This window comes from Helicobacter sp. 23-1044 (genome assembly GCF_053654695.1).
In genome coordinates this window covers 22,451-45,779 of the sequence record NZ_JBSIUQ010000016.1, presented here as the reverse complement: position 1 = coordinate 45,779, position 23,329 = coordinate 22,451, and the positions used below count along the sequence as shown (strand labels likewise).

The window sequence follows — 23,329 nt, the reverse complement described above, 5'->3', positions numbered from 1 at the left end:
ATTAGTCATCGTTTGAAAATTATTCATCGTGCGGAGATTGCTTTTGTAAAGTTCGGTAATTGGCGTATGCAGGGCAAAATCGCCATTTTTATCGCCACTCTTTTCTTTCACTTTCACAATAAAATACTCGCCACTCTCCAAAATATCATAAAAATCAGCGTCTTTTAGCGCAAGGCGAGAGAAATCCACGCCTAAATCATCGATTGTATTGCCGTCTTGCTTTGTTACGAGCATTTTTGTTTTATATAATCCGCCAAACTCAAAGCCATCGCCAAAGTCTAATATAATTTTCGAATCGCCATCTTTGAACGCCACATTTCCATAATAAATCAGCAAATGCGAGTTTTTATTCGAGCCTCTCATATCAACATAGCCTTGAAAAGCATTAAATTCACTCGCGCTTTCAGTGATTTTTATCGCGTAATTTTTTATAAGCAACTTTGAGCTACTATCCTCAAAAATAAAATGTGCGGCATATTTGGTATCGCTGTTAAAATAACTGCCTTCGACGGTGTTTATCGTGCCAAAGTTTTGGATTGTGATTTGCTGTGGTTTATACGCCCACACGCCACGCATTTCGCCGTAGTTTTCAAGCGTATTTAGTGCGTTATTTGTGGTTATAAAAATGCTACCTGAAATCTTGCCACGATTTATAAAATGCGTGATTGCGCCATTTTTGCCATTATTTTCTATGTTAAAGGTTTGATTATCTGTGGAAGTAATTTCACTTGTGTTTGTAAAAGTCGTGATTGTGCTTTGGATTGTGATTTTATATGTAGAAAATGGGGCGGTGTTTTGAATTTGTGTGTAATCATCGCTAATCTTACACTCAAAATCTGGCGATTTGCAAATTTCACTTAACTCAATCGCATTTAATAAGCAAAATCCCCCCCCCCCCCGCAATCAGCATAAATAACAATCTTTTCATTTCCCACCTCCGCAAAAATAAAACGCATTATTGCGTAAAAATATTAAATTTTCGCAGAATCTACCTCATCTCTTCCAATCGCTCTTTTTTAAAAATCTCAAACCTCCCTTGCAAAATCGCCTCCCTCGCGCCACGCATAAGTCCCAAATAAAACGCCAAATTATGAATACTAGCAAGTCGCGCATACAGCACCTCACCCGCGCGAAATAGGTGGTTTAGATACCCAAGTGAGAAGTTTTTACACACATAGCATTCACACGCAGAATCTAGCGCAAAATCGCTATTTTTAAAGCGCATAGATTTGATATTTATCCGCCCACTGCGCGTGAAAAGCGTCCCATTTCGCGCATTTCGTGTCGGCATCACGCAGTCAAAAATATCCACGCCACGCGAGATTCCTTCAAGTAAATCCTGTGGCGTCCCCACGCCCATAAGGTAGCGGACTTTATCCTTTGGCATAAAGTCCGTTGTGAGCGCGATTGTGTCATACATTGCGCTTTTTTCCTCGCCTACGGCAAGTCCGCCGATTGCAAATCCGTCAAATCTAGCATTTTCGCACTCCATAGCGACTAACTCTTTTGCGCAAAACTCCCTTGCGTTCGCGTCTGTGCCACCTTGAATGATTGCAAAAATATGATTTGTGGGGTGCAAATCGCGCATTTTTGCGTGGTATAAAAGCGAAGTTTTCGCCCAAGAAAGCGTCCTTGCGATAGATTCTGCGATGCGCTTTTTACTCGCAGGGAGCGCAATTAAGTCATCTAAAATCATCATAATGTCGCTATTTAGGGCGTATTGAATATCTAGCACCTTTTTCGGGGTGAAAAAATGCGCACTCCCATCGATATGACTTTTAAAGGCAATGCCCTCACTTTGCGCTTTGCCCTTCAAACTAAACGCCTGAAATCCGCCGCTATCGGTTAGAAAACTCCCGCTAAATCCGCTAAATTTATGCAATCCGCCCAAATTTCTCACCACCTCCGCGCTTGGGCGCAAATACAAATGATATGTGTTTGCAAGGATGATTTTCGCGCCAAGTGCGTGCAAGTCGCTAAAATCAAGTGCCTTCACGCACCCTTGTGTGCCGACAGGCATAAATGCGGGCGTTTGCACGATGCTATGAGCGAGTGTCATCTCCCCTGCGCGGGCGTTTCCATCGGCAGCTTGAAGTGAAAAAGTCATATTTTGCCTTTTTATATCGCAGAATCTAGCGAGGATTTTATAGATTCTGCGAATTTAGTTCCTTTAATGCCCTTGAAAGCGTCTCTTGCGAGATATTTAGCAAACTTGCGATGAGACTTTTGCTGACATTTTTGAAAATGCTTGGATTATTTTGCATTAGCATTTGCACCTTGCTTTGCGTATCCATCAAATTCATCTCTATGAAGTTGTTTAGCTCGTATAGTGCGGAGTTTGCGCGATTTAGAATGCTATGCAGCAGTGCGATATCGCTTTGCATTAAAGAGTGCAAAACTTTGCTTGGAATGCTTAAAATTTTGCAGGGTTCAAGTGCGTGCAAAGTGCTTTTTGCGGTGCCATCAAAAGAGTCGTAATTAAGCAGTGGTGGCGTATTTTTCAGCGCACACTCACTTGCATAAATGCCAATCACCGCTTCTTTGTCGAATTTATTTGTTTTATACACCTTAATTGAGCCGTGCAGTAGGTAAAAAAGCGCATCGATTTTGTCATCTTTGTAGCAAATAATATTGTCTTTATCGTAATCTTTTATGTGTGAAGTCTCTAAAATCTGCGTAAAACTCGCCTCGCTAATCTCCGCAAAGTCCGCCATCTCGCGCAAGACAAAGGGCAAATCAAGCGAGCAAAATAACTTGCAGGAATTTGAATATTGCGGATGGTAAAAGCCGATTTTGCGATTTAAATGCTTCATTTTGCCCCTAGATTGCGCGAAATTTTATAGATTCTGCGATTCTGCGAATTTGTCATTTTTAAGTGAATTTTTCAAGCGATGGCGCGAAATTTCCATAGATTCTGCGTTTAGATTCTGCGCTTTACTCAAAATATCTCAAAATTTTATAGCCATTGTCTTGCAAAAATTTGTCCTTTTGCATTAGCTTCAAATCACTTTGCATCATATCTTTGATAAGCGAATCTAAGTCATATTTTGGCTTCCACCCTAGTTTCTCACGCGCTTTGGTAGAGTCGCCAAGCAACAAATCCACTTCTGTGGGGCGGAAATATCCGCTATCCACTTCGACTACGACTTTGCCATTTTCTATCTTGTAGTCGCCACTGCATTGCTTTATGATGCCTTTTTCATTCACGCCCTCGCCGATAAACTCTATCTCTATACCCACAAAATCAAATGCCTTTCGCACAAATTCACGCACTTCAGTAGTAACGCCTGTGGCGATGACAAAGTCCTCTGGCTTTTCTTGCTGCAAAATCAAATACATCGCCTCAATATAGTCCTTCGCGTGTCCCCAATCGCGTTTGGAGCTTAGATTCCCCAAGTATAATTTTTCTTGCAAGCCAAGCGCGATTTTTGCCACTGCGCGCGTGATTTTACGCGTTACGAATGTTTCCCCTCGAATGGGGCTTTCGTGGTTAAACAAAATGCCATTGCTTGCAAAAATATTATACGCCTCGCGGTAGTTTATCGTAATCCAATACGCATAGAGCTTCGCACACGCATAGGGAGAGCGTGGATAAAATGGCGTTTTTTCATTTTGCGGACAGCCTTGAATGAGCCCATAAAGCTCACTTGTGGAGGCTTGATAGATTTTGGTTTTTTGCGTTCGTCCTAAAAGTCGCACCGCTTCTAAAATACGCAAAGTCCCTATGCCATCGGCGTTTGCGGTGTATTCTGGCGTCTCAAAGGACACTGCCACATGGCTCATCGCCGCAAGGTTATAAATCTCATCTGGTTGCACTTCTTGGATAATGCGCGTTAGATTCATCGAATCTGTCAAATCGCCGTAATGCAGGAAAAAATTGCAATTTTGCTCGTGGTAGTCTTGGTAAATGTGGTCGATTCTATCGGTGTTAAAGAGCGATGCCCTGCGCTTTATGCCGTGAATCTCATAGCCCTTATTTAGCAAAAATTCTGCCAAATACGCGCCGTCCTGCCCTGTAATCCCTGTGATAAGTGCTTTTTTCACAATAAAAATCCTACCTTGTTTATATTTTTTTAAAAAAATGCAAAAAATCAAAAAAATTTGCGAATTATAGGCAAAGATAAGTTAAAATTTACTTTAAAAAAACTTAAAAATGACAGAATTTTTTGCCTAATTTAAAGATTCGCGCCTAATTGCGCTTATTTTTCGCCCCGCTTTTTATCATACAAACTATGATGCCAAATGCTAAATCCAACCAACGCCACGCCAGAGGCGATATGCAAATTTCGTGCGAAGTTGCTCTTAAAAAACGCGCTCCCCACGCAAAGAAGCAAGGACGCACTCATTCCTAATTTGGCAAATTCTCTCTTTGATTCGACCGATGAAAGCAATTCTTTGATTTGCAAGGTTTTTAGGCTCAAAGTAGATTCGCTTTTGGATTCAGCGATAGATGCGCTAGATTTGCGCATTTTGCGATTAGATTCTCGCCCAGATTCGCGCACTTTTATCGCGCTATTTTTAGAATTTCTCATTTTTCTCTTTCCTTTCTATTTTGTTTAAGTCGCCAAATTTTAAGTTTTTTGGCACTTTTATTTGCCGTTTTGTAAAACAGCACCACGCAACCAATCAACGCTAAGGGCATAAGTGGCATTATTTTTTCCTTAGATTTATGCCACGAAGCGCATTTAGCAGTAGCCCGATTGTCGTGCCATTATGCAAAAATGCCGTTTGAATCGGCGTTAGCTTCCCAAATGTCGCTGCTGCTAAAATCGCACTATTTACCACAACGGTGATTTTGAAATTTTTATTGACTTTGCTTAGGCAATTTAGCGCGTATTCTTTGGCGTCTGCTACGGATTCTATGTCATCTTTTAGTAGCACAATGTCTGCGCTTGCTTTGGCTATGTCAGCCCCTTTGCACATTCCGATTCCGCTATGTGCTTTGATGAGTGCGGGGGCGTCATTGATGCCGTCCCCTACAAAGGCGACTTTATGCCCCTCGTTCATTATGGTTTCAAGTATTTCAGCCTTTTGTGTGGGCAAAAGTTTGGCATAAAATCTATCGATTCCTAGCTCGTTTGCGATTTCACGCGCTTTGTTTTCCTCATCGCCTGTTAGCATTATGATTTGTTTCACGCCACTTTTGCGAAGTCGCTCTATCGCTTTTTTGGCATTTGGGCGAAGCGAATCTTTTAGCAAAATAAGCCCTAGCAACTCCCCATTGTATGCGATAAATAACGGCGTATGCCCTGAATCTAAAATGCTTTTTATTTTGCTCTCGTGTGCGCTCAAATCTATGCCCTCATCGTCCTCTAAAAAGTGGCGATTCCCCATTAGCACCTTTTTGCCATCGATTTGACTTTTCACGCCGTGCGCGACTATGAAAGTTACTTCATCGTGGTAAATGTGATTAAATTCGCGCTCTTTTGCCGCTTTGACAACTGCCTCTGCTACGGGGTGAAAATAATGCTCTTCAATACTTGCTGAAAGATTTAAAATGCTCTCTTTGTCCCAGCTTGGCGAGAAACTATGCACTTCCACCACTTCTAATTCGCCTTTAGTAAGTGTCCCTGTTTTATCAAAGACAAAGATTTCGGCTTCGTTTAGTTGCTCCAAACTCTTTGCGCCTTTTATAATAATGCCATTTTTCCCCGCACTAGAAATGGCAGACTTAAACGCCACAGGGGTTGCAAGTTTGAGTGCGCAAGAATAATCCGCCTGCAACACACTTGCCACGCGCGTTAAGTCGCGGTTAAAAATATATGACATTATCGCCAAACCTAGCGTTATGGGGACAAGTTTATCAGCCATTTTAGAGGCGGAGAGCTGAATGGCGGATTTTTGGGTGAGCGTTTCTTGGATATAGCTTTTGATTCGCGCGGTGGCAGTTTGGCTGCCCACGCTCTCTGCCCAGATTTTGATTTTGCCCTCTTGGACAATCGTGCCTGATAGCACTCTATCGCCCCGTGTGCGCCTTATAGGCGTGGCTTCGCCTGTCATTGAGATTTGATTTACCATTGCTTCGCCTGAGATGATATGTCCATCAATTAAAATGCTATCACCTGCGCCCACCACGACAATATCGCCTACTTGCAAATCTTCACTTTTGGTTAGCACCAAATCTGCCTTGCCATCGATTTGCTTCTCTACCCACGCTTCGCCACCTTGTGGTTTGCTAAGCTCTTGGAGCAAATCATCGCTTTTATACATTGTCATCTCTTCGATATATTCGCCCAAAGTCAGCATAAAATTCGTAGAATTTGCCGTGCGAAAATCTGCGCGATACAGCGAAATCGCCACCGCCATAGCCTCCAAAACACGCGAAGTTACGCCTTCGCTAAATGCCTCTTTTACCCCACTTTTTAGCAATGGAAATGCCGCGATTGTGCTAAATGCGGCTTTTGCCTTTGGCGTTAAAAATGGTTCGCTTATAAGCGCAGTAGCAGAGCGGACAACCTCCGCAGAGCTAGGAATCTCATCACGCAGAGTGAAAATACTAGCCGTTGAAACCTTGCGCTTTGAAGTAGTCAGCAGATTTGTAAGCACAGCAAAAATCTCGCGTGTAATGTGCGCCAAATCGCCATCATAAGTTATGATGATATTATGCAAAATATCATTGACACGCACGGATTTCACGCCATCGATTGCCTCCACAGCTAGGCGCAAAGGCACAGCTTGAATCGCCCCGCCTTTTTTAAACATATAAGAAAACCGCGCACGATTCGCCGTGCTATGAATGAGTTTAAGGTAAATGGGCTTCATTTATCACCTTTTTAGAATTTTGGCTTTTAAGATTTGCAATTATAGCGAGATTTTGCGACAAATTTACATTTTCTAATAAATGTCATTCTTTGCGCCAATAATTTTTCGCAAGACAATGATTCAAATATTTTATCAAAACTAAAAAATTGCGACTTTGCTTTGTTGTGCGAGAATTGAAACACCAATGCCATCACTTGCAATTTGTAGCAAAACGCAGTTTTTTTACAATCCACACAGATTCGCAAAACCCTACTTCACACCCTTTTCATTTAGCTCTTTATATAAATCACAGCCTTTTTGGTCTCCCAAATCACAGGCTTTGCCAAATAGCTCTTTTGCTGTGGATAGATTTTGTGGGACACCATTACCATCATAATACATTCCACCTAACAAAAAGCAACCCAAACCACTTTGCATTTCACAGGATTTTTCATAATAGCTTTTTGCTAGTTTATAATCTATTTTTGTGCCTTTGCCAAAATCATACGCATTCCCAGCCAAAGCGCAAAATACTGCATTGCCAAAATCACAAGCCTTTTTAAAATAGTGCAATGCTTTGCCATAATCCTGTCTAACGCCCCAGCCATTGTAATAGTGTTTTGCTAAATAGCCACAAGCTGATTTCATATTTTTAATAGCAGGGACTTTTGGTCCCAAATTACCATCTATAAACTCTACTTGATAGCTATCCTTGCTATTTGCCTTATCGCAAACCATTTCAAGATATTTTTTAGATTCGCTATATTGCTCTTGCTTCAAGTGCAAAGCTCCCACAACAAAACAAGCAAGATAATTTTTAGCTTCGCATTGCCTATCATAGTGCTTTATACAATATCCCAAACTTTTATCGCCACAAAATGCTTCTTGCACCTCACCAGCATTTACACTACACACGCCACACATTATCGCCACAAGGGCAAAGATTAGCTTTTTCATTTTTATCCTCCCTATTTTCAATCACAATCTATTTGCACCACCAAACAAAATATAATTTCACGCACAATCCGCACAAATCAAACAAAGCACATAAAATTTTACTCGTTTGGCTGTCCTCTTTGTAATTTATATACTACGCGCCTTTTACATTGCCCTCTATATTTATTTTTCATACTAAACTCGGCAGATTCGACTATGGTAATTACTTTGTGTTTATTTTCTATTAGCAAAGCACCGCTTTTTTTGTCTATCTTTGAAAAACCTGTGTAACTCTCTGTCGTTTCTGTTTTACACTCTCCTTTAAATCTATCGACAACTTGCATACCATATACCCCACCTGATGATGATTCTTTTGTATAAATACAAACGCCGATAAGCCCTTTGTCCTCATCTGTCAGCTCACTAGGTGGGATAAATTCGTAATTATATTCAATAACTCGTCCTGAATAAAATTCTCTTACAGTTCCTAATTCGCTACACAAATGCTTTTTATTTTCACTCACATACTCAAATATCTCATCATAGCTAAATTTATCAAACATTCCAGCTACTTTATCACACCCTACGAATCCTACCATTACAAAGCCTAATAAAAGGCATTTGATTAGATTTTTCATTCTCTCCCCCTTATGTTATTTGTGATTTTGCCTTTAAGCAAATCGCTGATAAATTCGCGCATTTGCTTCCCAAAATACGCCTTAAAATTCTCATCGCTAATCATATCGCTTTTGGCGTTATTACATAGCGCACAGGCTAGGACGCGATTTGTAGATTTATAGCCTTGCTTTGGTGTTTTTTGCTCGATGTGCAAAGTCGCATTAAATTTAGTTGATGAAATCAGCTCATCGTCAAAGAGTTGCTCTAATTGCGCTTGTGTAGTCCCACAATAATGACACTTTGGCTCTTGTGCGCTATACCATTCATAAAACGCCCTAAATCCGCCAAAATCATCTTTGCGCTCTTTATCAAAGCTGCTAAATCTCTTGCGTAGTTTGACAAAATCTTTGTATTTGGCGTCTGCTTTGATTTTATCAACTTCGCCCTCGCTTATGCCTAATGCCTCTGCGCTTTGCTTTGTCGTAGGCAGACAATTATTTTCCTCTATGCAATTTAGTGCATAGTCTATGAGTTTTTTTGTGTTTTGCTCCATTTTTACTCCTTAAAATGTAAATTTTGCCCCTTTTGTTTTGATTTTGGGGCGAATCTGTCCTAACCGCCGACTTAAAATCCAAAAGATTGCTTTGCCATTTTTGACACGCGAATCTAAAAGCGCGAAATATAGATTTAAGTAATCATTTGGTGTCCTTTGTGAGTAAGGTTAGAGAAGTGAAAAATTCCCCCTCCCTTGCGGAGGATTTTGTATTTTGTTCCCCCTCCCTTGCGGAGGGGGTTAGGGGGTGGGTATTTTTCGCACTAGATTCTGCGAAATTTTTGCGATTCGCAGAATCTAACCCACCCCCTTTATCCCCCTCCGCAAGGGAGGGGGAATTTTTGCTGTCATTGCGAGATTTTCTTGCAAATTTCTGGCAATCTAAAAATATTTTGTGTTTTAATGTGTGAGTTTTGGATAAAAGGCGTAAAAAGTCAGTTAGAAGGTGTAAATCCCCCCCCCCAGCGAGGTTTTATGCGGTTTTATAAAATCAGTTCGTTTCAAATTTTGCCCCATTTTTCCCATTTGTTTTCAAAAAATATTTGCGGATTTTAGTAGTTTTTGATTTAAATTTAACTTAAAGATTTAAGAAAATTTGAAATTTTTGTGAAAAAATGGGCGTGAAACTTGTGAAATTTATTTTTGGATTGCCACGAAGTCGCCCAAAAGTGCGACTTCTCGCAATGATGAGAAAAATCACGCCCGATTCTGCGATTCGCAGAATCTTACAATAAAAAACAAAACCCACCCCCTTAATCCCCCTCCGCAAGGGAGGGGGAAGTTTTGCGTGAATCCTCCGCAAGGGAGGGGGAAAGTTTGAGATTTCGCTTCGCTCATAATGAAAATTTATTTTGGATTGCCACGATTTTACGCTTGATATTTTGGGCGTTGCGGACGCAAAATTTACTCTGAATCCACTTCCGCTTTTGCGTCCTCATAGCGTTCTTTTATCTCTTCTATGCCCATCTCAAAAAGGCTTGAAATTTTGGCAAATCCTTTGAAAATCGCCTTTTGCGCGTCCTTGTTTGTCAAAATAAAAGTCGCCACCGCGCCGATAAACGCGCCTTTTAGAAAATCTGTCTGCGAATTGCCAGAGTTTAAAAACGAGCTAATCGCGCTTGTTGTGGTATTTTGTGTATTTTGATTCGCGCCAAAATTATTTTGATTTGCACCCTGATTCGCCCCCAAATTCGCCCCACAAGTCGCACATTTTTCGCATTGTGCGCCGTTATTTATATATGGATTAGTTTGCAGTGTATCCAAATTTTCACTATTTTGATTTGCCATTTTTTGCTCCTAATAATTTTTGATTTTCGCCCATTTCGCTTAGCTTGTCAATCGCATACACACCTGCGATTCCAGCCAAAATATACGCACTTGATTCAAGCAGTGATTGAAACGCACCTTTATTATTGCCAAGCGCATTTGCCACGCCAATCGCACACCCTGTCGCCACCGCCGCTTGTGCGCTTACCGCAAGTGTATCTCTTAATGCCCTATCCTGCGAAATCGCGCCATTTTTATATGCTTTGTAATTCATATATGACGCCACCAAAAGTCCCGCTACGCCACCGCTTACCGCATTTCCTACAACCGAGCGAGGTGCCCCTGTATCTAATATCATTGTGCATCCACGCTAGGATTTTGTGTTGGATTCTGCGGTAGATTCTGCGTTTGCGTGGTTGGTGTGTTTTTTGCTCGGCGAGCTCGCTTTATGCCTGTGCTTTTTGCCCTTGTGCGCTTTGGTTTTGCTTCTTTATTCTCTTCGCTTTTAAGATTTGCAAGTGTTGTTTTTGCTCCCGCTTTTAGCGCGTTTGAAACATTTCGCAATTTCTTTTCGCCACTTTTTAGCCCCGCTTTTAAGTCCGCGCTATTGAGCTTTTTTGCAAGTTGCTCTCTGTTGTTATACGCATAAACTGCCCCGCCGCCGATGATTAGTCCTAAAACAAATGGTAATGCCATTTTTTCTCCTTTTATTTTAAAATGTGGCGCGAATTTTAGCATAAAATTTTAAAATCGCAATTTTTGCAAAAATTTCACTAACTCTTCTTTGCTCAAATCGCCCTTTTCTAATTTACTCACAATGCCCTTTGTTTCGGCGTAAAAACGCTCAAAACTATCAAATGCGGTTTTTATTTCAGCAAAAAGCGGACTTTGATTTAGCAAATCCGTGATTTGGGGCGGATTTGCGGGATTTTGATTTGCATTTGGATTTGCGGGATTTGTATTTTCTTTTGGCGATTCGCCCTGCAAAAGCGCGATATGATGATTGTAGCTTAATGCTTGAAGTTGATAAAGAATGTCGATAATTTTTAGATTCGCTCCCAACTCTTGCGCCTTTTTGATTAAAAAATCGCAGGTTTTCAAATGATGCGATTCAACGCCTATTGCCAAAATATTTAGCGATTTTAAATCCACCGCACCCATTTCATTTTGCAACTCTTCTGCGATATTTTGCGGTAACGCACTTGGGAGCAGAATCTGCGTAGATTCTGCGTTTTTATTCAAAAAATCATTAGATTCTGCGTTCAAAAATTCACTAGATTCTGCGTTTTCGCTTAAATTTTCATTAGATTCTGCGAATATTTCATCTAAAAATGCCCTTTCTTTTTTAGCAATCACGCCAAAAATCGCATTTTTTTCGCTAAAAAACTCATAAAATTCAAGCGATTTTTCTCTCTCAATTTTTGCTAAAAATAAAATTTTTGCTTGGGCATTTTGCTTTGTCATCGCGCAGAATCTACCTTTTTTAGCATTTCATTAAGGCATTTCGCAATCTCATCTAAACTCTCTTTTTTTACCCAGCTCTCCCACAAATTCGGCGCAAAAAGCGTCTTATCATACTCGATTGTCGCACTGCCAATTAGCGCATTTACCTTAATCTTTCGCACCAAAGGGAGATTCTGCAAAAATGCGATGATAACGCTTTCACTCTCACTCCCGCCTAAAATCTCCCGCAACGGCGTCTCTTTCGCCCATTTTTTAATCGCGGGGATTTTTGCGACTTTTACGCGAATACGAATGCGCCCGGGTATATGATGAACAATGCTAAAAAACTCCGCCACCTGCGAAATATCATTGGTTGAAACCTGCATTTTTGTCCTTTGAAAATCCTTATAAAAAATTGCGGATTTTATCATAAAAATGTGATTTTTGAAAACGGCAAAATTGCGTTATATAAAAAGTTGTATAACTTTTTTTGATTTGCGTCAAAAAATTTTTTTTGATTTTTGTTAAGATTCGCGCGTTTTAAAGTGGATTCGCAGAATCTAGCGCAGAATCTACTTTAAAAATATTTAAAGAAGGGAGAAAATATGCAAAGACGAGAGTTTTTAAAGAGTGCGGCGGTTGCTAGTGCTGCAGCCACTGCGGGGATTGCTATCCCAAAAACCCTAGACGCGAGTAGCGGCGAAAAGGGCTGGAAATGGGACAAAGCAGCGTGTAGATTTTGCGGGACAGGTTGCGGGATTATGGTGGCTACGAAAGATAAGCAAATCGTAGCCGTCAAAGGCGACCCTGAATCGCCCGTGAATCGTGGGCTAAATTGTATCAAAGGCTATTTTTGCGCCAAAATTATGTATGGTGCAGACAGAATCACGCAACCACTTTTGCGTGTAAATAGCAAAGGCGAGTTTGACAAAAAGGGCAAGTTTCAGCCCGTTTCGTGGAAAAGAGCCTTTGATGAGATGGAAAAGCAGTTTAGAAAAACTTACAATGAGCTTGGACCCACAGGCATTGGTATGTTTGGCTCTGGGCAATATACGATTATGGAAGGCTATGCGATTGTAAAGCTAATCAAAGGCGGTTTTAGAAGCAACAATATCGACCCAAATGCAAGGCATTGTATGGCAAGTGCGGTTGTGGCGTTTATGGAGACTTTTGGAATCGATGAGCCTGCTGGGTGCTATGATGACATTGAGCTAACCGATACGATTGTAACTTGGGGCGCGAATATGGCTGAAATGCACCCTGTGCTTTGGAGTCGCGTTTCAAATCGCAAACTTTCAAATCCAAAAGTCAAAGTCATAAATCTATCCACTTACACGAATCGCACCTCCGATTTGGCGGACATTGAGATAATCTTTAAGCCACACACGGATTTAGCGATTTTCAACTATATCGCAAATGAGATTATCAAACGCAATGCTTATGACAAAAAATTCGTAGAGGATAACTGCGTATTTGCTACGGGATTTGTGAATTTGGGCTATGGTATGCGAAATAATCCAAACCACCCAAAATTCAAAGATAGCGAAAAAGACACCGTTGCAAAGCAAGTTAGCAAAGTTTTAAGCAAAGATGAGGGCGTAACTTTGCAATACTTGGGGCTAAAAGAGGGCGATACACTAAAAAATGACAACGCTACAAAGGGCGGAAATCATTGGAGCATTAGCTTTGAGGACTTCAAAAAGGCTCTGCAACCTTATACGCTTGATTTTGTGGCGAATCTTGCCAAAGGCGACCCGAGTGAGAGCGTAGATTCGTTTAAAGCGAAGCTAAAACAACTTGCGGATTATTACATTGAAAAAAATCGCAAAATTATTAGCTTTTGGACTATGGGTATGAATCAGCATCAGCGCGGGACTTGGGTAAATGAACAAGCATATATGGTGCATTTGTTGCTAGGCAAACAATCATTGCCCGGTAGTGGTGCGTTTTCACTTACAGGACAGCCTAGTGCGTGTGGGACAGCGCGTGAAGTAGGGACATTCTGCCACCGCTTACCTGCGGATATGGTTGTGGCAAATCCAAAGCATAGAGAAATCACTGAGAAAATTTGGAAGCTCCCCGCTGGGACGCTAAATGGCAAAGTCGGTGCGCCGTATATGAAAATCTTGCGCGATTTGGAAGATTCGGCGATTAAGTGGATTTGGGTGCATGTAAATAACCCGTGGCACAACTCCGCAAATGCGAATCACTGGATAAATGCAGCGCGAGATTTGGATAATTTTATTGTCGTTAGTGAGCCATATCCGGGCATTTCGGCAAAAGTGGCGGATTTGATTTTGCCAACGGCGATGATTTATGAAAAATGGGGCGCGTATGGTAACGCAGAGCGCAGGACGCAGCATTGGCGACAGCAAGTTTTGCCACAGGGTGAAGCGATGAGCGACACTTGGCAATATATGGAGTTTGCGAAACGATTCACACTAAAAGATGTGTGGGGCAAAGCATATCCTGCGCTAGAATTAAAATCCGTGCTAGATTCTGCGAAAGCGATGGGATATAAAGAAACTGACACACTTTATGATGTGCTTTACGCAAATGCGGACGCTAAAAAATTTAGCGTTAATGACAAAATGCTAAAAGGCGTGGATAATACGGAGGTTTTTGGCGATGAACGCAATGTTGTCGGCACTGATGGCAAAGTCTATAAAGGTTGCGGATTCTTTGTCCAAAAATATTTGTGGGAGGAATATCGCAAATTTGGCGTAGGACACGCGCACGATTTGGCTGACTTTGATACTTATCACAAAGTGCGTGGGCTTAGGTGGCCTGTGGTTGATGGCAAAGAAACTTTGTGGCGATTCAACGCAAAATATGACTTTTATGCCAAAAAAGAAGGCAGAGCATTTGCATTCTACGGCAATAAAGGCAAAGCAATCCCTGAGGGCGATTTAAGCAAACCAAATGCAGACAAAAAAGTCGCTATTGATAACAAAGCAAAAATCTTTTTCCGCCCATATATGGACCCAGCGGAAATGCCAGATAGCAACTATCCATTGTGGCTATGCACAGGGCGCGTTTTGGAGCATTGGCATAGTGGGACAATGACTATGCGTGTGCCTGAGCTTTATCGTGCTGTGCCAAACGCGCTTTGTTATATGAATGATGAGGATGCAAAAGCGCAGAATCTAAAACAAGGCGATACCATTTGGATTGAATCAAGGCGAGGCAGAGTGAAGGCAAAAATCGATACACGCGGACGAAATCGCCCACCAAAAGGGCTAATTTATGTGCCGTGGTTTGATGAGAATGTCTTTATAAATAAAGTCTGCCTTGATGCGACTTGTCCGTTGTCAAATGAAACAGACTTTAAAAAATGCGCGGTAAAAATCTATAAAGCATAGTTTTTAGCGCAAAAGTGGGGAAAATAAATGGATAAAAATAGGCGAAGTCTCTTACTAAAAACGGCGCAAGGCGTTGGAATCTTTGCTTTTAGTGGGCTTGTTTGGAGTAGCTATGTAAGCAAGGCAAAATCCGCGCCTTTGGCTTTGCGCCCACCGGGTGCGAAAGCCGAATCTGAGTTTATAAAGCTATGTATAAAATGTGGCAAATGCACGACATTTTGCCCTTATGATACGCTAAAACTTGCAAAGCCGCAAGATTCGTTGCCTACGGGGACACCGTATTTTATCCCCCGAGAAGTCCCCTGCTATATGTGCGAAGATGTGCCTTGTGTGCCTGTGTGTCCTACTGGTGCGCTCGATTCGGCTTTGCTTGGCGAATCTAGTGCAGAAAAAATGGATATTCGCAAGGCTAGAATAGGCGTGGCGATTGTCGATGAGAAAAATTGCGTAGCGTATTGGGGGATTCAATGCGATGCGTGTTATCGTGCTTGTCCGCTTATCGATGAGGCAATCAAATTGGAATACAAAAGCAATGAGCGCAGTAGCAAACACGCAATGTTGCTACCTATCGTAGATAGCGATATTTGCACGGGTTGCGGAAAGTGTGAACGGGCTTGTATCACAGAAAAAGCTGCGATTATGGTGTTGCCTAGAACGCAAGTGCTAGGTAGCATTGGCAATCATTACATAAAAGGCTGGGAGGTTGATGATGAAAATCGAGTTCAGCAAACCGCCCCAAAAGCAGTAGATGAAAAGGCAAAAGGCGCGATTGATTACCTAAACAAGGGGGAATTGTAAAATGAAAAAATATCGTTTTTTAATTCTTAGGCGCGTGTGCCAAATTGCGATTTTGGTGGCGTTTGCGGTGTGTGCGCATTATTCATATCGCTTTTTTCAAGGCAATTTGAGTCAATCCACGATTTTTTGGAGTGTGCCACTCAGCGATTTGCTATCAATCGCGCAGATTTTCTTAGCTGGTGGCATTATAGGCAGTGAAGCTGTGATTGGCTTTGTCATCGTGCTTTTTATTTATGGGGCGATTTTGGGACGCGGATATTGCGCCTTTGTCTGCCCTATGAATCTAATCACAGATTTGGCGAACTTTTTGCGCCGAATCTTTTCGCAAACAACCGCACCCAAAAAGCTAAATGTCGGCAGACGCGCAAAATACGGCGTTTTGGCGTTGAGTTTGGTTTTGAGTGCGATTTTAGGGACAGCGGCATTTGATTTGATAAGCCCTATCGCAATGCTTCATCGTGGCATTATCTTTGGTATGGGCTTTGGCGTGTTTGGAATCTTGTGTGTGTTTTTATTTGACTTGTTTTTTGTGAAAAACGGCTTTTGTGGGTATATCTGTCCGCTTGGTGCGGCGTATGGATTAGTGGGGAAATTTAGCTTATTAAAGATTCGCCACGATGCCAAAAAATGCACCAAATGCGATAAGTGCATAGTGATTTGCCCTGAATCGCAAGTGCTGGATTTAATCGGCACAAAAAGTGGGACGATAAATGGCGTTGATTGTATAAAGTGCGGTCGTTGCATAGAAGTATGCAGTGAAGGCGCGATGAAATTTGGGATTTTTGATTTTAATAAAAAAGGAGAGGAAAAATGAGAGAAATAGTGATGAAAGTGCTATCTTTGGTGCTTGGGGTATTTTTGGGAGTTGTTGCGATTGGTTGCGGTGGCAGTGGGATTAGTGATGAAGAGATTGGCTTTCGCTCCGCGCCTGTGGATGATGAAAGTGTAACGCTTGGTGATTTTGCCTACAATGCGCCCACTGCGGGGGAGAGCCAAGTCATTGAGCGCGCATTTGAGAATGCGCCACCGATGATTTCTCACGATGTTGAGGGAATGATGGATATTACAAAGGATATGAATATGTGCGTAACTTGCCACGCGCCAGAGTATGCAAAGGCGATGAAAGCCACACCTGTGCCAGCTTCGCATTTGTTTGATACATTTGGCAAAGGCAAAAAAGTCGGCAAAGAAATTGTGGCAAGTCGCTATAATTGCAATCTTTGCCACGCGCCTATGACAAACGCTAAACCGCTGATTGGCAATACTTTTAAGCCAGATTTTAGAAGTGAGACAGATAAGACTAAGTCGAATTTGTTGGATGTATTAAACGAAGGTGCGAAAATAAAATAAATGCGTTTGGCAATTTGTTCTGGGGTATGCAATTCACACGGCGTAAAACCCCTTGCTTCGTCAATAGACTATTAGTCTTATTTCCTTGCAAGGGGCTTTCACGCCGTGCAAAGCCATACCGCCATTACTTCGATTGTTTTTCACGCAATTTTGCAAAATTTGCGTGAATCTGTAATTTCGTCATTGCGAGGCGCACGAATGCAATGAGTGCAACGAAGCAATCCACGAATCCTAGATTCGCGCTTAATTTTTCGCTAGAATCTAAAATCATTCACTAAAAGGAAGCGACAGATGAAAAGATTTATACTTCTACTAACGCTAATAAGCGCGGTTTTTGGCGAGGATTTAACTAAAAAAGATTTGCCAAAAATAAATCCATCTCACAAAATCACTGCCAAAGATTCGGTAAATTATATTAGCGTCTATAAAAACAATCTCTACGCCTCCACAAATAGCGGAGAAGTAGAGATTTACAATCTAAATTCGCGCAAAAAAGTGGATTTGATTCGTTTGCCAAATATTGTGGATTTGTGGGGCGAATCTAACCCACCACGCGTTTTTAACACGCACACAATTGATGGCAAAAAGATTTTGATTGTCAGTCAAGCCACCGCCGATAAGTCGAATCTGCATATTTTTAGTAACGGCAAATTGCAAAATATCGATTTGGGCGAACGAAACGGCATTATCAAAAACGCCTTTTTTGTGAGCGATGATGAGGTGGTGCTAGGGCTTCGTAGCTTTGAGATTGTGCGCTATAATGTCCGCACAAACGCGGTTGTGTGGAGTGTGAAGCCAGATTTTGAGGTTTTCACGGATTTACAAATCTATGATGACAAAGTGCTGTCATCCACAGAGGGCGGGACGATTTATATTATTGATTTGCAAAGCGGCAAAGTGGAGCGCATTTTAAATGGTGCGAATTTGGATTATATCTATGCGCTTAGCACAGCAAAAGGCGTGGCACTTACCGCAGGACGCGATAAAATCTGTGGTGCTTATAATCTAATAAGTGGCAATTTTAAGCGCGTGGAAACGGAATTTATGGCATATAGCGTGGCGATTAGTCGGGCGCACCCTTTGCGTGGGGCGGTTGGATATAACGAAAATGGCGATATTTTGGTATTTGGCGTAGATTCACTAGATAAAATTGCGCTTCTTTCAGGCGGAAATGCGCCACTAAATCAAGTGCTTTTTAGCGGTAGCAATATGGTTTTGGCGATTTTTGGTGGCAATGAAGTGCTATTTTGGAATCTAAACGCAGAATCTAGCGCAAAATAGGGAGCAAAATATGAATATTTCAAGCATTATCATAAAAGCAAACGATTTGGAGCGCACGGCGGACAATCTGCGCAAAATCGAAGGCGTAGAAGTGGCGTTAATGGAGGGCAATACAATCATTGCCACAATCGAAGCGGAGGATACAAGTGGCGAAATCGCCCTATTAGAGCGCATTGAAAAGACGCAGGGCGTGATAAGTGCGGCTATGCACTACACTTATTTTGAGGACGATTTGCGTGATGAAATAGCGCAGATGAATAGCACGGAGGCGCCTGATAAACTCAACGATGATTCAATCCCAATCGAGCAAATGCCTTACAGCGGGAGTGTCGAGCGACTCTTGAAAAAAAGTAGAGAAAAAAGAGAAAAATAAATGCAAAATCTCCGCAGAATCGCCATTGTGCGATTAAGTGCGCTAGGCGATGTCGTTATTTCAGCGAGTGTGCTTGGACTTTTGCGCGAGTGCTTGGGCGAAGGCGCGAAAATTGAGTGGTTTGTCGATGAGCGATTTAGCGGGATTTTGCGCGATTCGCCTTGCATTGATGTGCTCCACGCACTGCCATTTAAAAAATATCTAAAATCCCCGCTTGGCATTTGCAGAATCTATCGCTATATGCGCAAATGCGGGGATTTTGACGCCGTGCTTGATATGCAAGGACTGCTAAAATCAGCACTCATTGGGCGAATGCTAAAAAGCAAAAAATTTGTGGGGTTTGGTGCTCGTGGATGCCGTGAGCGTGTGGCAAGCGCGCTATATTCGCAGTGCGTGGATATTTGCTATGATGCAAATATTTTGGCGAGAAATTTTGCGCTAATTTTTAGCGCAGTAGTGGGGGATTTAGGCGAGATTCTACGAAATAAGGACGCAGAGTCGCAAGAAAACGCCATTATGAATTTAGATAAATTTCGCAAAATGCGCCATTTAAAAAGCGATGGATTTGGGATAGATTCGCAGAATCTAGCGGACTTTGGCGATGAATTTTTAATGCACCAAAAACTCGCATTGCAAAATAAAAGTAGCGATTTTTCAAGCAAAGCAAAAAGATTTTTATTTATCATCGAGGCGTCAATCACGGAAAAAATCTATCCAATCGCCAAATTTATCGCCCTAGCAAAAATGCTAAAAAAGCACTTTGAAAACATAAATATTTATGTAGTTTGGAGTGAAAATGAAAGTGGCGCAAATGCCCTTGTTTGCGAACTAAAATCACAAAATATCAACGCCACAAAACTCCCAAAACTTGACTTTAATAACATAAAATTTGTGCTAAAAAATATGGATGTGGTGATTGGCGGAGATACGGGGATTACGCATTTAGGATGGGTGCTTGGCGCAAAAACCATCACACTGCTAGGCAATGCAGGGGAATCTAGTGGCAAAAATATGCGCCACACGCGACTAAAACGCATTTTGCTTGGCAATCCTTATGTTTTAAGCAAAAGCGGGGATTTTGAGATTGGCACGATTGCGCCAAGTGCGATTTTTGCGTGTGTGGCGCGGAATATGGAGTAGATTCTGCGATTTTTTGTGATTTTTTGAGTAGATTCTGCGATTTTTGAGTAGATTCTGCGAAATTCCTATGTCGTCATTGCGAGCGAGTGAAGAGAGCGTGGCGTCTGTGCGAAGCACCGACCCACACTTGCAAATCCAAGATTCTGCGAATTGCACTAAAAACGCAGAATCTAAGCGCATTTTAAATTTAGATTCTGCGATTTAGTTGCAAAATCTAGCGCAAAATCTTATACAAAATAAATTCATCATTTTTATATATTTCAACAAAATTTTCTTGTTTTGAAAAATCCCCATTATACGCCAAAGCAAAGTCGCACCCGCTAAAATCATCGCTTCGATAAACACTTATGCGATTTGTATTTAAATACAGCACACGAGGTTTGAAAAATGCAATCACAGCGTCCTTTGGCGTCCTTTGCTTGATAAAATCATACGCACCCTTCGCATTTTCGCTAAATGCGTCATATTTTTTATAGGCAAAATTATTGTTGATATTTTGCGTGATATAAACGCAATCTTTCAGCGCAAACCACGCAATCACCACACAAAATAGCATTTTATACTTTGGTATATTCTCATATCCCATCGCACTAAAAAACACCATAAATGGCAACACGCAAAATACAAATCTAATCCCTTGCAGCGGGGGCCAAAGGATTAGCATTCCTATGCTTCCAAGCATAAAAAGTGCGATAAAAATCGTTTGCATTGCTGCCTTTTCAAACTGCAATTTTATCCCACGCAAAAATAATGAAATGCCAAAAATCACAAAAATAAACCCCATTTGCGGGACTAAATAGCTGTATTTAAAGTCAAACTTTGGCAGGGCAAAAAAATCACCAAAAATAAAAATGTAATAAATAAAATTCCTAACAATGCTTTTTACACTAATTTGCGATAAAATCTCGATATGCCCACTCCCGCCCACGCCAAGCATAGTATTTGCCATCCACACAATTAGCACAAAAATGATATATGGCAAAATATGCGGAAAAACGCAAAATAGATTTTTTTGCGCTAGATTCTGCGATTTTGGCATAAAACGCAGAATCTGCCCTTTATAGCGAAGCAAAATGATGATTTGACAAAGCATTAACGCCAATATAATAACAATGCCATTATTTCGCGTCAAATACGCAAATGAAGCAAAAATCCCACCAAAAATCGCATACTTAAAATTTACTCTATTCTGCCCCCCCTATTTGCTATTTTCGCAGAATCTAGCGTAGATTCTGCGAAATTCGCGAGATTCTGCGTTTTAATTTGATTTGTAGAATCTAGCAAACTTCCAAAATAAATCACAGAAATAAAACTAAAAAGCATAAAAGGGATATCGCTTAAAATATTATTATTAAACTCCAAAAAGATAGGATTTAGCGCGAAAAACAGCACTGCGATGGCACTTATTTTAGCACTCATAAATCGTCTGCAAAAATTATAAAAAATCACAATAAAAATCCCATAAAGCACGCAAAATAGCACCTTAAACGCCACCAAATTAAATCCAAAGATTTTATAAATCGGCGCAAGAAGCAAGCTAGTCCCCCACGGATAAATATATGGACCAAACCCACTAGCACTATTTTTTATAATGTAAGTGTTGTTTTGAACCTGCAATGGGATATTTCCATCGACAAGTGCGATACTTTGAGCGATATATTGCGAAAAATCGCCACCCCAATTATGCCCATTATAAAGCATTAGCGCACTTAAAATAATCGCCACCAAACCTAGTAAATACGGCATTTAATCCACCTTTTTGCAAAAAATCAAAGGCGAAATTATAACATCTTTAAGATTTTTGCGCTATTTTTTGTGCTACAATAGCGACTTTTATTTCAAAAATTAAGGAAAAATGATGAAACGAACCTATCAGCCACACAACAAACCGCGCAAGACCACGCACGGCTTCCGCGCTAGAATGAAAACAAAAAACGGACAGCGAGTGATTCGCGCAAGACGCGCAAAAGGCAGAAAGCGACTTGCAGTTTAGGGCGCAATTTAGCGCAAAATTGGACTTAAAATAAAGGCGAATCGTGCAAATGCTAAAAACTACAAAAGAATTTGACTTTGTGTATAAAAATTCCTATAAATTCCGCACAGAAACGCTTGATGTTTGCGCCTTAAAGCCAAATTTGGTGGCGCAATTTTGCGCGAAATTTGGGCGGATTTCTAGTGATTTTGTAGGATTTAGTGTGAGTAAAAAAGTGGGCATTGCGGTGGAGAGGAATCTAATCAAAAGGCGATTACGCGCTATTTGCAGAGAATTTTTTAATAATGGCAATTCGTCTCTTGCGCGACCTTCGCGGGAGCTTGAAAAATTCTCATTCGATAGGCGACTAGTCTTATCTCAATCGAATTTTTCGGCGCAACCCACGAATCTCACGCAAGATACTAGAATTGCGAACGATTCAAAAGATTCGTCATTGCGAGGCGAATCGATAGATTCGCCGAAGCAATCTACAAATTTTTGCGATAGCAAAAATGATAAAAATCAATCGTGCGAAGCACCCAAAACTCGCCCGCTTCGTGGTGCAAAAAATCGGGAGCAAACGAGCAGTAGTGCGAGTGCCGATTTTTTGCTAGAAGCGGAAAAGCGAGGCACTCCCCCTAAAAGCGAAAAGCGGCAGCTTTTGGGGACACAATTTAATAGTCGGGGGGAGCGGGAGCGGGGTGCAGCCCTTTTGCGAGAAGATTCAAGTGAATCAAAATGGCAAAATGGCGAATCTAATGCAGATTCATCATTGCAAAATTACGATTCATATAATGCAGATTCGCGGGTTTTGGATGGTTGCTTCACTGCGTTCGCAAATCCTGTGGATTGCTTCGGCGATAAATCGCCTCGCAATGACGAAGTGAGTGCAAATTGCCACGATTTGCAAAACAAATTTTGCGATGACAAAAATCGCACGAATCTCATCTGCATTTTTATTGCAAAAAATGGGATTTTGCAAATGCCCTTTAGTGCGCTAAAAGAGAGCATTTTTGCCACGCTAAAAAGGCAAGTTTTGTTTATGAATCGCAATGCTTATCAAACAAAAAATGCGCTAGATTCTGCGAATTTACCCAAAAATAGGCGAGATTCTGCTAATCGAAAAAATATCGCATTAGATTCTGCGATTTTGCGTCACAAAGCACAAAAGGGCAAAATATGAAAATTTTAGCATTTTACAAACGCTTTGTTTCGCCATTTTTGCCACCGGCGTGTAGGTTTTATCCCACCTGCTCGGAGTATGCGGCACTTTGCTTTCGCTTTGAAAGTCCTGCAATCGCGCTCTTTAAGTCGTTTGCGCGGATTTTAAAGTGCAATCAGCTTTTTAAAGGTGGCATTGCCTATCCAAAAATAAAGGTAGATTTTTCACACTCGATTTTTTGGCAAAGGCAGTGCCACAGGGATAAAATCGCATTTTATTTTGTCCCCTGCGACAAGCAAAAATTTTACATCATCAAATCACTCAAAGGATAAAA

General features: G+C 41.3%; 31 protein-coding genes. 12 read left to right on the top strand and 19 right to left on the bottom strand.

The genetic code is table 11. The features are described 5' to 3' along the window. The 10 genes from ACWIUD_RS11270 to ACWIUD_RS11225 form a co-directional block, all read right to left on the bottom strand. A partial coding sequence (locus ACWIUD_RS11270; RefSeq protein WP_454149153.1) for a hypothetical protein occupies nucleotides 1-903 on the bottom strand: 903 nt, incomplete at its 3' end. Nucleotides 904-988: 85 nt separating this feature from the next. After that, entirely contained in the window at nucleotides 989-2,107 is a 1,119-nt protein-coding gene (gene tgt, locus ACWIUD_RS11265; RefSeq protein ID WP_454149151.1) for a tRNA guanosine(34) transglycosylase Tgt, read from the bottom strand. A 37-nt stretch (nucleotides 2,108-2,144) separates the two neighbouring features. After that, nucleotides 2,145-2,813, bottom strand: coding sequence for a Crp/Fnr family transcriptional regulator (locus tag ACWIUD_RS11260; RefSeq protein WP_454149149.1), 669 nt, complete (start codon nucleotides 2,811-2,813; stop codon nucleotides 2,145-2,147). Nucleotides 2,814-2,934: 121 nt separating this feature from the next. Continuing rightward, a complete protein-coding gene (gmd, locus tag ACWIUD_RS11255; RefSeq protein ID WP_454149157.1) occupies nucleotides 2,935-4,047 on the bottom strand; it encodes a GDP-mannose 4,6-dehydratase in 1,113 nt (370 codons plus the stop codon). Between the two features lie 152 nt (nucleotides 4,048-4,199). Continuing rightward, on the bottom strand, nucleotides 4,200-4,532 hold the full coding sequence (locus tag ACWIUD_RS11250; RefSeq protein WP_454149147.1) for a hypothetical protein: 333 nt from the start codon (nucleotides 4,530-4,532) through the stop codon (nucleotides 4,200-4,202). Continuing rightward, nucleotides 4,529-4,651: a hypothetical protein gene (locus ACWIUD_RS11245; protein ID WP_454149145.1), complete on the bottom strand. Its 123-nt coding sequence runs from the start codon at nucleotides 4,649-4,651 to the stop codon at nucleotides 4,529-4,531. Before ACWIUD_RS11245 ends, ACWIUD_RS11250 begins: the two co-directional genes overlap by 4 nt. Further along, entirely contained in the window at nucleotides 4,651-6,762 is a 2,112-nt protein-coding gene (locus tag ACWIUD_RS11240) for a heavy metal translocating P-type ATPase (protein WP_454149143.1), read from the bottom strand. Before ACWIUD_RS11240 ends, ACWIUD_RS11245 begins: the two co-directional genes overlap by 1 nt. A 249-nt stretch (nucleotides 6,763-7,011) precedes the next feature. Next, nucleotides 7,012-7,698 carry a tetratricopeptide repeat protein gene (locus ACWIUD_RS11235; protein ID WP_454149141.1) on the bottom strand — a complete coding sequence of 229 codons (687 nt, stop codon included), beginning with the start codon at nucleotides 7,696-7,698 and terminating at the stop codon, nucleotides 7,012-7,014. 98 nt (nucleotides 7,699-7,796) lie between these two features. After that, nucleotides 7,797-8,315 carry a hypothetical protein gene (locus ACWIUD_RS11230; protein ID WP_454149140.1) on the bottom strand — a complete coding sequence of 173 codons (519 nt, stop codon included), beginning with the start codon at nucleotides 8,313-8,315 and terminating at the stop codon, nucleotides 7,797-7,799. After that, nucleotides 8,312-8,848 (bottom strand): hypothetical protein, encoded by a 537-nt coding sequence (locus tag ACWIUD_RS11225; RefSeq protein WP_454149138.1) that lies wholly within the window; start codon nucleotides 8,846-8,848, stop codon nucleotides 8,312-8,314. The genes ACWIUD_RS11230 and ACWIUD_RS11225 overlap by 4 nt, the downstream gene beginning before the upstream one ends. Before the next feature lie 158 nt (nucleotides 8,849-9,006). Here ACWIUD_RS11225 and ACWIUD_RS11220 point away from each other — a divergent pair, with 158 nt between their 5' ends. Next, nucleotides 9,007-9,258 carry a hypothetical protein gene (locus ACWIUD_RS11220; protein WP_454149136.1) on the top strand — a complete coding sequence of 84 codons (252 nt, stop codon included), beginning with the start codon at nucleotides 9,007-9,009 and terminating at the stop codon, nucleotides 9,256-9,258. A 167-nt stretch (nucleotides 9,259-9,425) separates the two neighbouring features. Here ACWIUD_RS11220 and ACWIUD_RS11215 read toward each other — a convergent pair whose 3' ends face one another. The 7 genes from ACWIUD_RS11215 to ACWIUD_RS11185 form a co-directional block, all read right to left on the bottom strand. Beyond that, complete coding sequence (locus ACWIUD_RS11215; RefSeq protein WP_454149134.1) at nucleotides 9,426-9,596, bottom strand: hypothetical protein; 171 nt, start codon at nucleotides 9,594-9,596, stop codon at nucleotides 9,426-9,428. Continuing rightward, a complete protein-coding gene (locus ACWIUD_RS11210) occupies nucleotides 9,545-9,685 on the bottom strand; it encodes a hypothetical protein (RefSeq protein ID WP_454149133.1) in 141 nt (46 codons plus the stop codon). The genes ACWIUD_RS11215 and ACWIUD_RS11210 overlap by 52 nt, the downstream gene beginning before the upstream one ends. A 66-nt stretch (nucleotides 9,686-9,751) precedes the next feature. Then, a complete protein-coding gene (locus ACWIUD_RS11205) occupies nucleotides 9,752-10,135 on the bottom strand; it encodes a YtxH domain-containing protein (RefSeq protein ID WP_454149131.1) in 384 nt (127 codons plus the stop codon). Next, nucleotides 10,119-10,472, bottom strand: coding sequence for a hypothetical protein (locus tag ACWIUD_RS11200; RefSeq protein WP_454149129.1), 354 nt, complete (start codon nucleotides 10,470-10,472; stop codon nucleotides 10,119-10,121). Before ACWIUD_RS11200 ends, ACWIUD_RS11205 begins: the two co-directional genes overlap by 17 nt. Next, nucleotides 10,469-10,810, bottom strand: a complete 342-nt coding sequence (locus ACWIUD_RS11195; RefSeq protein ID WP_454149127.1) for a hypothetical protein — start codon at nucleotides 10,808-10,810, stop codon at nucleotides 10,469-10,471. The genes ACWIUD_RS11200 and ACWIUD_RS11195 overlap by 4 nt, the downstream gene beginning before the upstream one ends. Before the next feature lie 48 nt (nucleotides 10,811-10,858). Next, nucleotides 10,859-11,578, bottom strand: a complete 720-nt coding sequence (locus ACWIUD_RS11190; protein WP_454149125.1) for a hypothetical protein — start codon at nucleotides 11,576-11,578, stop codon at nucleotides 10,859-10,861. After that, nucleotides 11,575-11,943 (bottom strand): hypothetical protein, encoded by a 369-nt coding sequence (locus ACWIUD_RS11185; RefSeq protein ID WP_454149123.1) that lies wholly within the window; start codon nucleotides 11,941-11,943, stop codon nucleotides 11,575-11,577. The genes ACWIUD_RS11190 and ACWIUD_RS11185 overlap by 4 nt, the downstream gene beginning before the upstream one ends. A 219-nt stretch (nucleotides 11,944-12,162) precedes the next feature. On the opposite strand from ACWIUD_RS11185, the gene napA reads away from it, so the two are divergent. The 8 genes from napA to ACWIUD_RS11145 all read left to right on the top strand — a co-directional run bounded on the left by napA (nucleotide 12,163) and on the right by ACWIUD_RS11145 (nucleotide 20,066). Beyond that, a complete protein-coding gene (gene napA / locus ACWIUD_RS11180) occupies nucleotides 12,163-14,919 on the top strand; it encodes a nitrate reductase catalytic subunit NapA (protein WP_454149121.1) in 2,757 nt (918 codons plus the stop codon). Nucleotides 14,920-14,946: 27 nt separating this feature from the next. Beyond that, nucleotides 14,947-15,717 carry a ferredoxin-type protein NapG gene (gene napG / locus ACWIUD_RS11175; protein WP_454149119.1) on the top strand — a complete coding sequence of 257 codons (771 nt, stop codon included), beginning with the start codon at nucleotides 14,947-14,949 and terminating at the stop codon, nucleotides 15,715-15,717. Between the two features lies 1 nt (nucleotide 15,718). Then, the gene (gene napH / locus ACWIUD_RS11170) at nucleotides 15,719-16,531 is read left to right on the top strand and encodes a quinol dehydrogenase ferredoxin subunit NapH (RefSeq protein ID WP_454149117.1); all 813 of its coding nucleotides are present in this window, start codon (nucleotides 15,719-15,721) and stop codon (nucleotides 16,529-16,531) included. After that, on the top strand, nucleotides 16,528-17,067 hold the full coding sequence (locus ACWIUD_RS11165) for a nitrate reductase cytochrome c-type subunit (RefSeq protein WP_454149115.1): 540 nt from the start codon (nucleotides 16,528-16,530) through the stop codon (nucleotides 17,065-17,067). Before napH ends, ACWIUD_RS11165 begins: the two co-directional genes overlap by 4 nt. 291 nt (nucleotides 17,068-17,358) lie before the next feature. Continuing rightward, nucleotides 17,359-18,348, top strand: a complete 990-nt coding sequence (locus tag ACWIUD_RS11160; RefSeq protein ID WP_454149113.1) for a hypothetical protein — start codon at nucleotides 17,359-17,361, stop codon at nucleotides 18,346-18,348. A gap of 10 nt (nucleotides 18,349-18,358) precedes the next feature. Next, the gene (locus ACWIUD_RS11155) at nucleotides 18,359-18,721 is read left to right on the top strand and encodes a chaperone NapD (RefSeq protein ID WP_454149111.1); all 363 of its coding nucleotides are present in this window, start codon (nucleotides 18,359-18,361) and stop codon (nucleotides 18,719-18,721) included. After that, nucleotides 18,722-19,861, top strand: coding sequence for a lipopolysaccharide heptosyltransferase I (gene waaC, locus ACWIUD_RS11150; protein ID WP_454149109.1), 1,140 nt, complete (start codon nucleotides 18,722-18,724; stop codon nucleotides 19,859-19,861). A 43-nt stretch (nucleotides 19,862-19,904) separates the two neighbouring features. Beyond that, nucleotides 19,905-20,066 carry a hypothetical protein gene (locus ACWIUD_RS11145; protein ID WP_454149107.1) on the top strand — a complete coding sequence of 54 codons (162 nt, stop codon included), beginning with the start codon at nucleotides 19,905-19,907 and terminating at the stop codon, nucleotides 20,064-20,066. Nucleotides 20,067-20,075: 9 nt separating this feature from the next. Here ACWIUD_RS11145 and ACWIUD_RS11140 read toward each other — a convergent pair whose 3' ends face one another. Both ACWIUD_RS11140 and ACWIUD_RS11135 read right to left on the bottom strand, forming a co-directional pair. Beyond that, a complete protein-coding gene (locus ACWIUD_RS11140; protein WP_454149105.1) occupies nucleotides 20,076-20,993 on the bottom strand; it encodes a hypothetical protein in 918 nt (305 codons plus the stop codon). Nucleotides 20,994-21,040: 47 nt separating this feature from the next. Next, complete coding sequence (locus ACWIUD_RS11135) at nucleotides 21,041-21,607, bottom strand: glycosyltransferase family 39 protein (protein WP_454149103.1); 567 nt, start codon at nucleotides 21,605-21,607, stop codon at nucleotides 21,041-21,043. A gap of 112 nt (nucleotides 21,608-21,719) precedes the next feature. Here ACWIUD_RS11135 and rpmH point away from each other — a divergent pair, with 112 nt between their 5' ends. From rpmH to yidD, 3 genes are read left to right on the top strand one after another with little or no spacing between them, the layout of a single operon-like run. Then, nucleotides 21,720-21,854 (top strand): 50S ribosomal protein L34, encoded by a 135-nt coding sequence (gene rpmH, locus ACWIUD_RS11130; protein WP_454134467.1) that lies wholly within the window; start codon nucleotides 21,720-21,722, stop codon nucleotides 21,852-21,854. A gap of 49 nt (nucleotides 21,855-21,903) precedes the next feature. Then, nucleotides 21,904-23,016 (top strand): ribonuclease P protein component, encoded by a 1,113-nt coding sequence (gene rnpA / locus ACWIUD_RS11125; RefSeq protein ID WP_454149155.1) that lies wholly within the window; start codon nucleotides 21,904-21,906, stop codon nucleotides 23,014-23,016. Then, complete coding sequence (gene yidD / locus ACWIUD_RS11120; RefSeq protein ID WP_454149101.1) at nucleotides 23,013-23,327, top strand: membrane protein insertion efficiency factor YidD; 315 nt, start codon at nucleotides 23,013-23,015, stop codon at nucleotides 23,325-23,327. Before rnpA ends, yidD begins: the two co-directional genes overlap by 4 nt. Nucleotides 23,328-23,329: the final 2 nt, after the last annotated feature.

Coding starts and splice junctions, on each gene's coding strand:
- ACWIUD_RS11205 (WP_454149131.1), bottom strand. CDS start 10,135: ATGGCAAATCAAAATAGTGAAAATTTGGATACACTGCAAACTAATCCA.
- waaC (WP_454149109.1), top strand. CDS start 18,722: ATGCAAAATCTCCGCAGAATCGCCATTGTGCGATTAAGTGCGCTAGGC.
- ACWIUD_RS11235 (WP_454149141.1), bottom strand. CDS start 7,698: ATGAAAAAGCTAATCTTTGCCCTTGTGGCGATAATGTGTGGCGTGTGT.
- ACWIUD_RS11250 (WP_454149147.1), bottom strand. CDS start 4,532: ATGAGAAATTCTAAAAATAGCGCGATAAAAGTGCGCGAATCTGGGCGA.
- ACWIUD_RS11195 (WP_454149127.1), bottom strand. CDS start 10,810: ATGGCATTACCATTTGTTTTAGGACTAATCATCGGCGGCGGGGCAGTT.
- ACWIUD_RS11200 (WP_454149129.1), bottom strand. CDS start 10,472: ATGATATTAGATACAGGGGCACCTCGCTCGGTTGTAGGAAATGCGGTA.
- ACWIUD_RS11155 (WP_454149111.1), top strand. CDS start 18,359: ATGAATATTTCAAGCATTATCATAAAAGCAAACGATTTGGAGCGCACG.
- ACWIUD_RS11245 (WP_454149145.1), bottom strand. CDS start 4,651: ATGCCACTTATGCCCTTAGCGTTGATTGGTTGCGTGGTGCTGTTTTAC.
- ACWIUD_RS11185 (WP_454149123.1), bottom strand. CDS start 11,943: ATGCAGGTTTCAACCAATGATATTTCGCAGGTGGCGGAGTTTTTTAGC.
- ACWIUD_RS11165 (WP_454149115.1), top strand. CDS start 16,528: ATGAGAGAAATAGTGATGAAAGTGCTATCTTTGGTGCTTGGGGTATTT.
- ACWIUD_RS11160 (WP_454149113.1), top strand. CDS start 17,359: ATGAAAAGATTTATACTTCTACTAACGCTAATAAGCGCGGTTTTTGGC.
- ACWIUD_RS11225 (WP_454149138.1), bottom strand. CDS start 8,848: ATGGAGCAAAACACAAAAAAACTCATAGACTATGCACTAAATTGCATA.
- ACWIUD_RS11260 (WP_454149149.1), bottom strand. CDS start 2,813: ATGAAGCATTTAAATCGCAAAATCGGCTTTTACCATCCGCAATATTCA.
- napH (WP_454149117.1), top strand. CDS start 15,719: ATGAAAAAATATCGTTTTTTAATTCTTAGGCGCGTGTGCCAAATTGCG.
- ACWIUD_RS11135 (WP_454149103.1), bottom strand. CDS start 21,607: ATGCCGTATTTACTAGGTTTGGTGGCGATTATTTTAAGTGCGCTAATG.
- ACWIUD_RS11240 (WP_454149143.1), bottom strand. CDS start 6,762: ATGAAGCCCATTTACCTTAAACTCATTCATAGCACGGCGAATCGTGCG.
- rpmH (WP_454134467.1), top strand. CDS start 21,720: ATGAAACGAACCTATCAGCCACACAACAAACCGCGCAAGACCACGCAC.
- tgt (WP_454149151.1), bottom strand. CDS start 2,107: ATGACTTTTTCACTTCAAGCTGCCGATGGAAACGCCCGCGCAGGGGAG.
- ACWIUD_RS11210 (WP_454149133.1), bottom strand. CDS start 9,685: ATGAGCGAAGCGAAATCTCAAACTTTCCCCCTCCCTTGCGGAGGATTC.
- napG (WP_454149119.1), top strand. CDS start 14,947: ATGGATAAAAATAGGCGAAGTCTCTTACTAAAAACGGCGCAAGGCGTT.
- napA (WP_454149121.1), top strand. CDS start 12,163: ATGCAAAGACGAGAGTTTTTAAAGAGTGCGGCGGTTGCTAGTGCTGCA.
- rnpA (WP_454149155.1), top strand. CDS start 21,904: ATGCTAAAAACTACAAAAGAATTTGACTTTGTGTATAAAAATTCCTAT.
- yidD (WP_454149101.1), top strand. CDS start 23,013: ATGAAAATTTTAGCATTTTACAAACGCTTTGTTTCGCCATTTTTGCCA.
- ACWIUD_RS11230 (WP_454149140.1), bottom strand. CDS start 8,315: ATGAAAAATCTAATCAAATGCCTTTTATTAGGCTTTGTAATGGTAGGA.
- ACWIUD_RS11190 (WP_454149125.1), bottom strand. CDS start 11,578: ATGACAAAGCAAAATGCCCAAGCAAAAATTTTATTTTTAGCAAAAATT.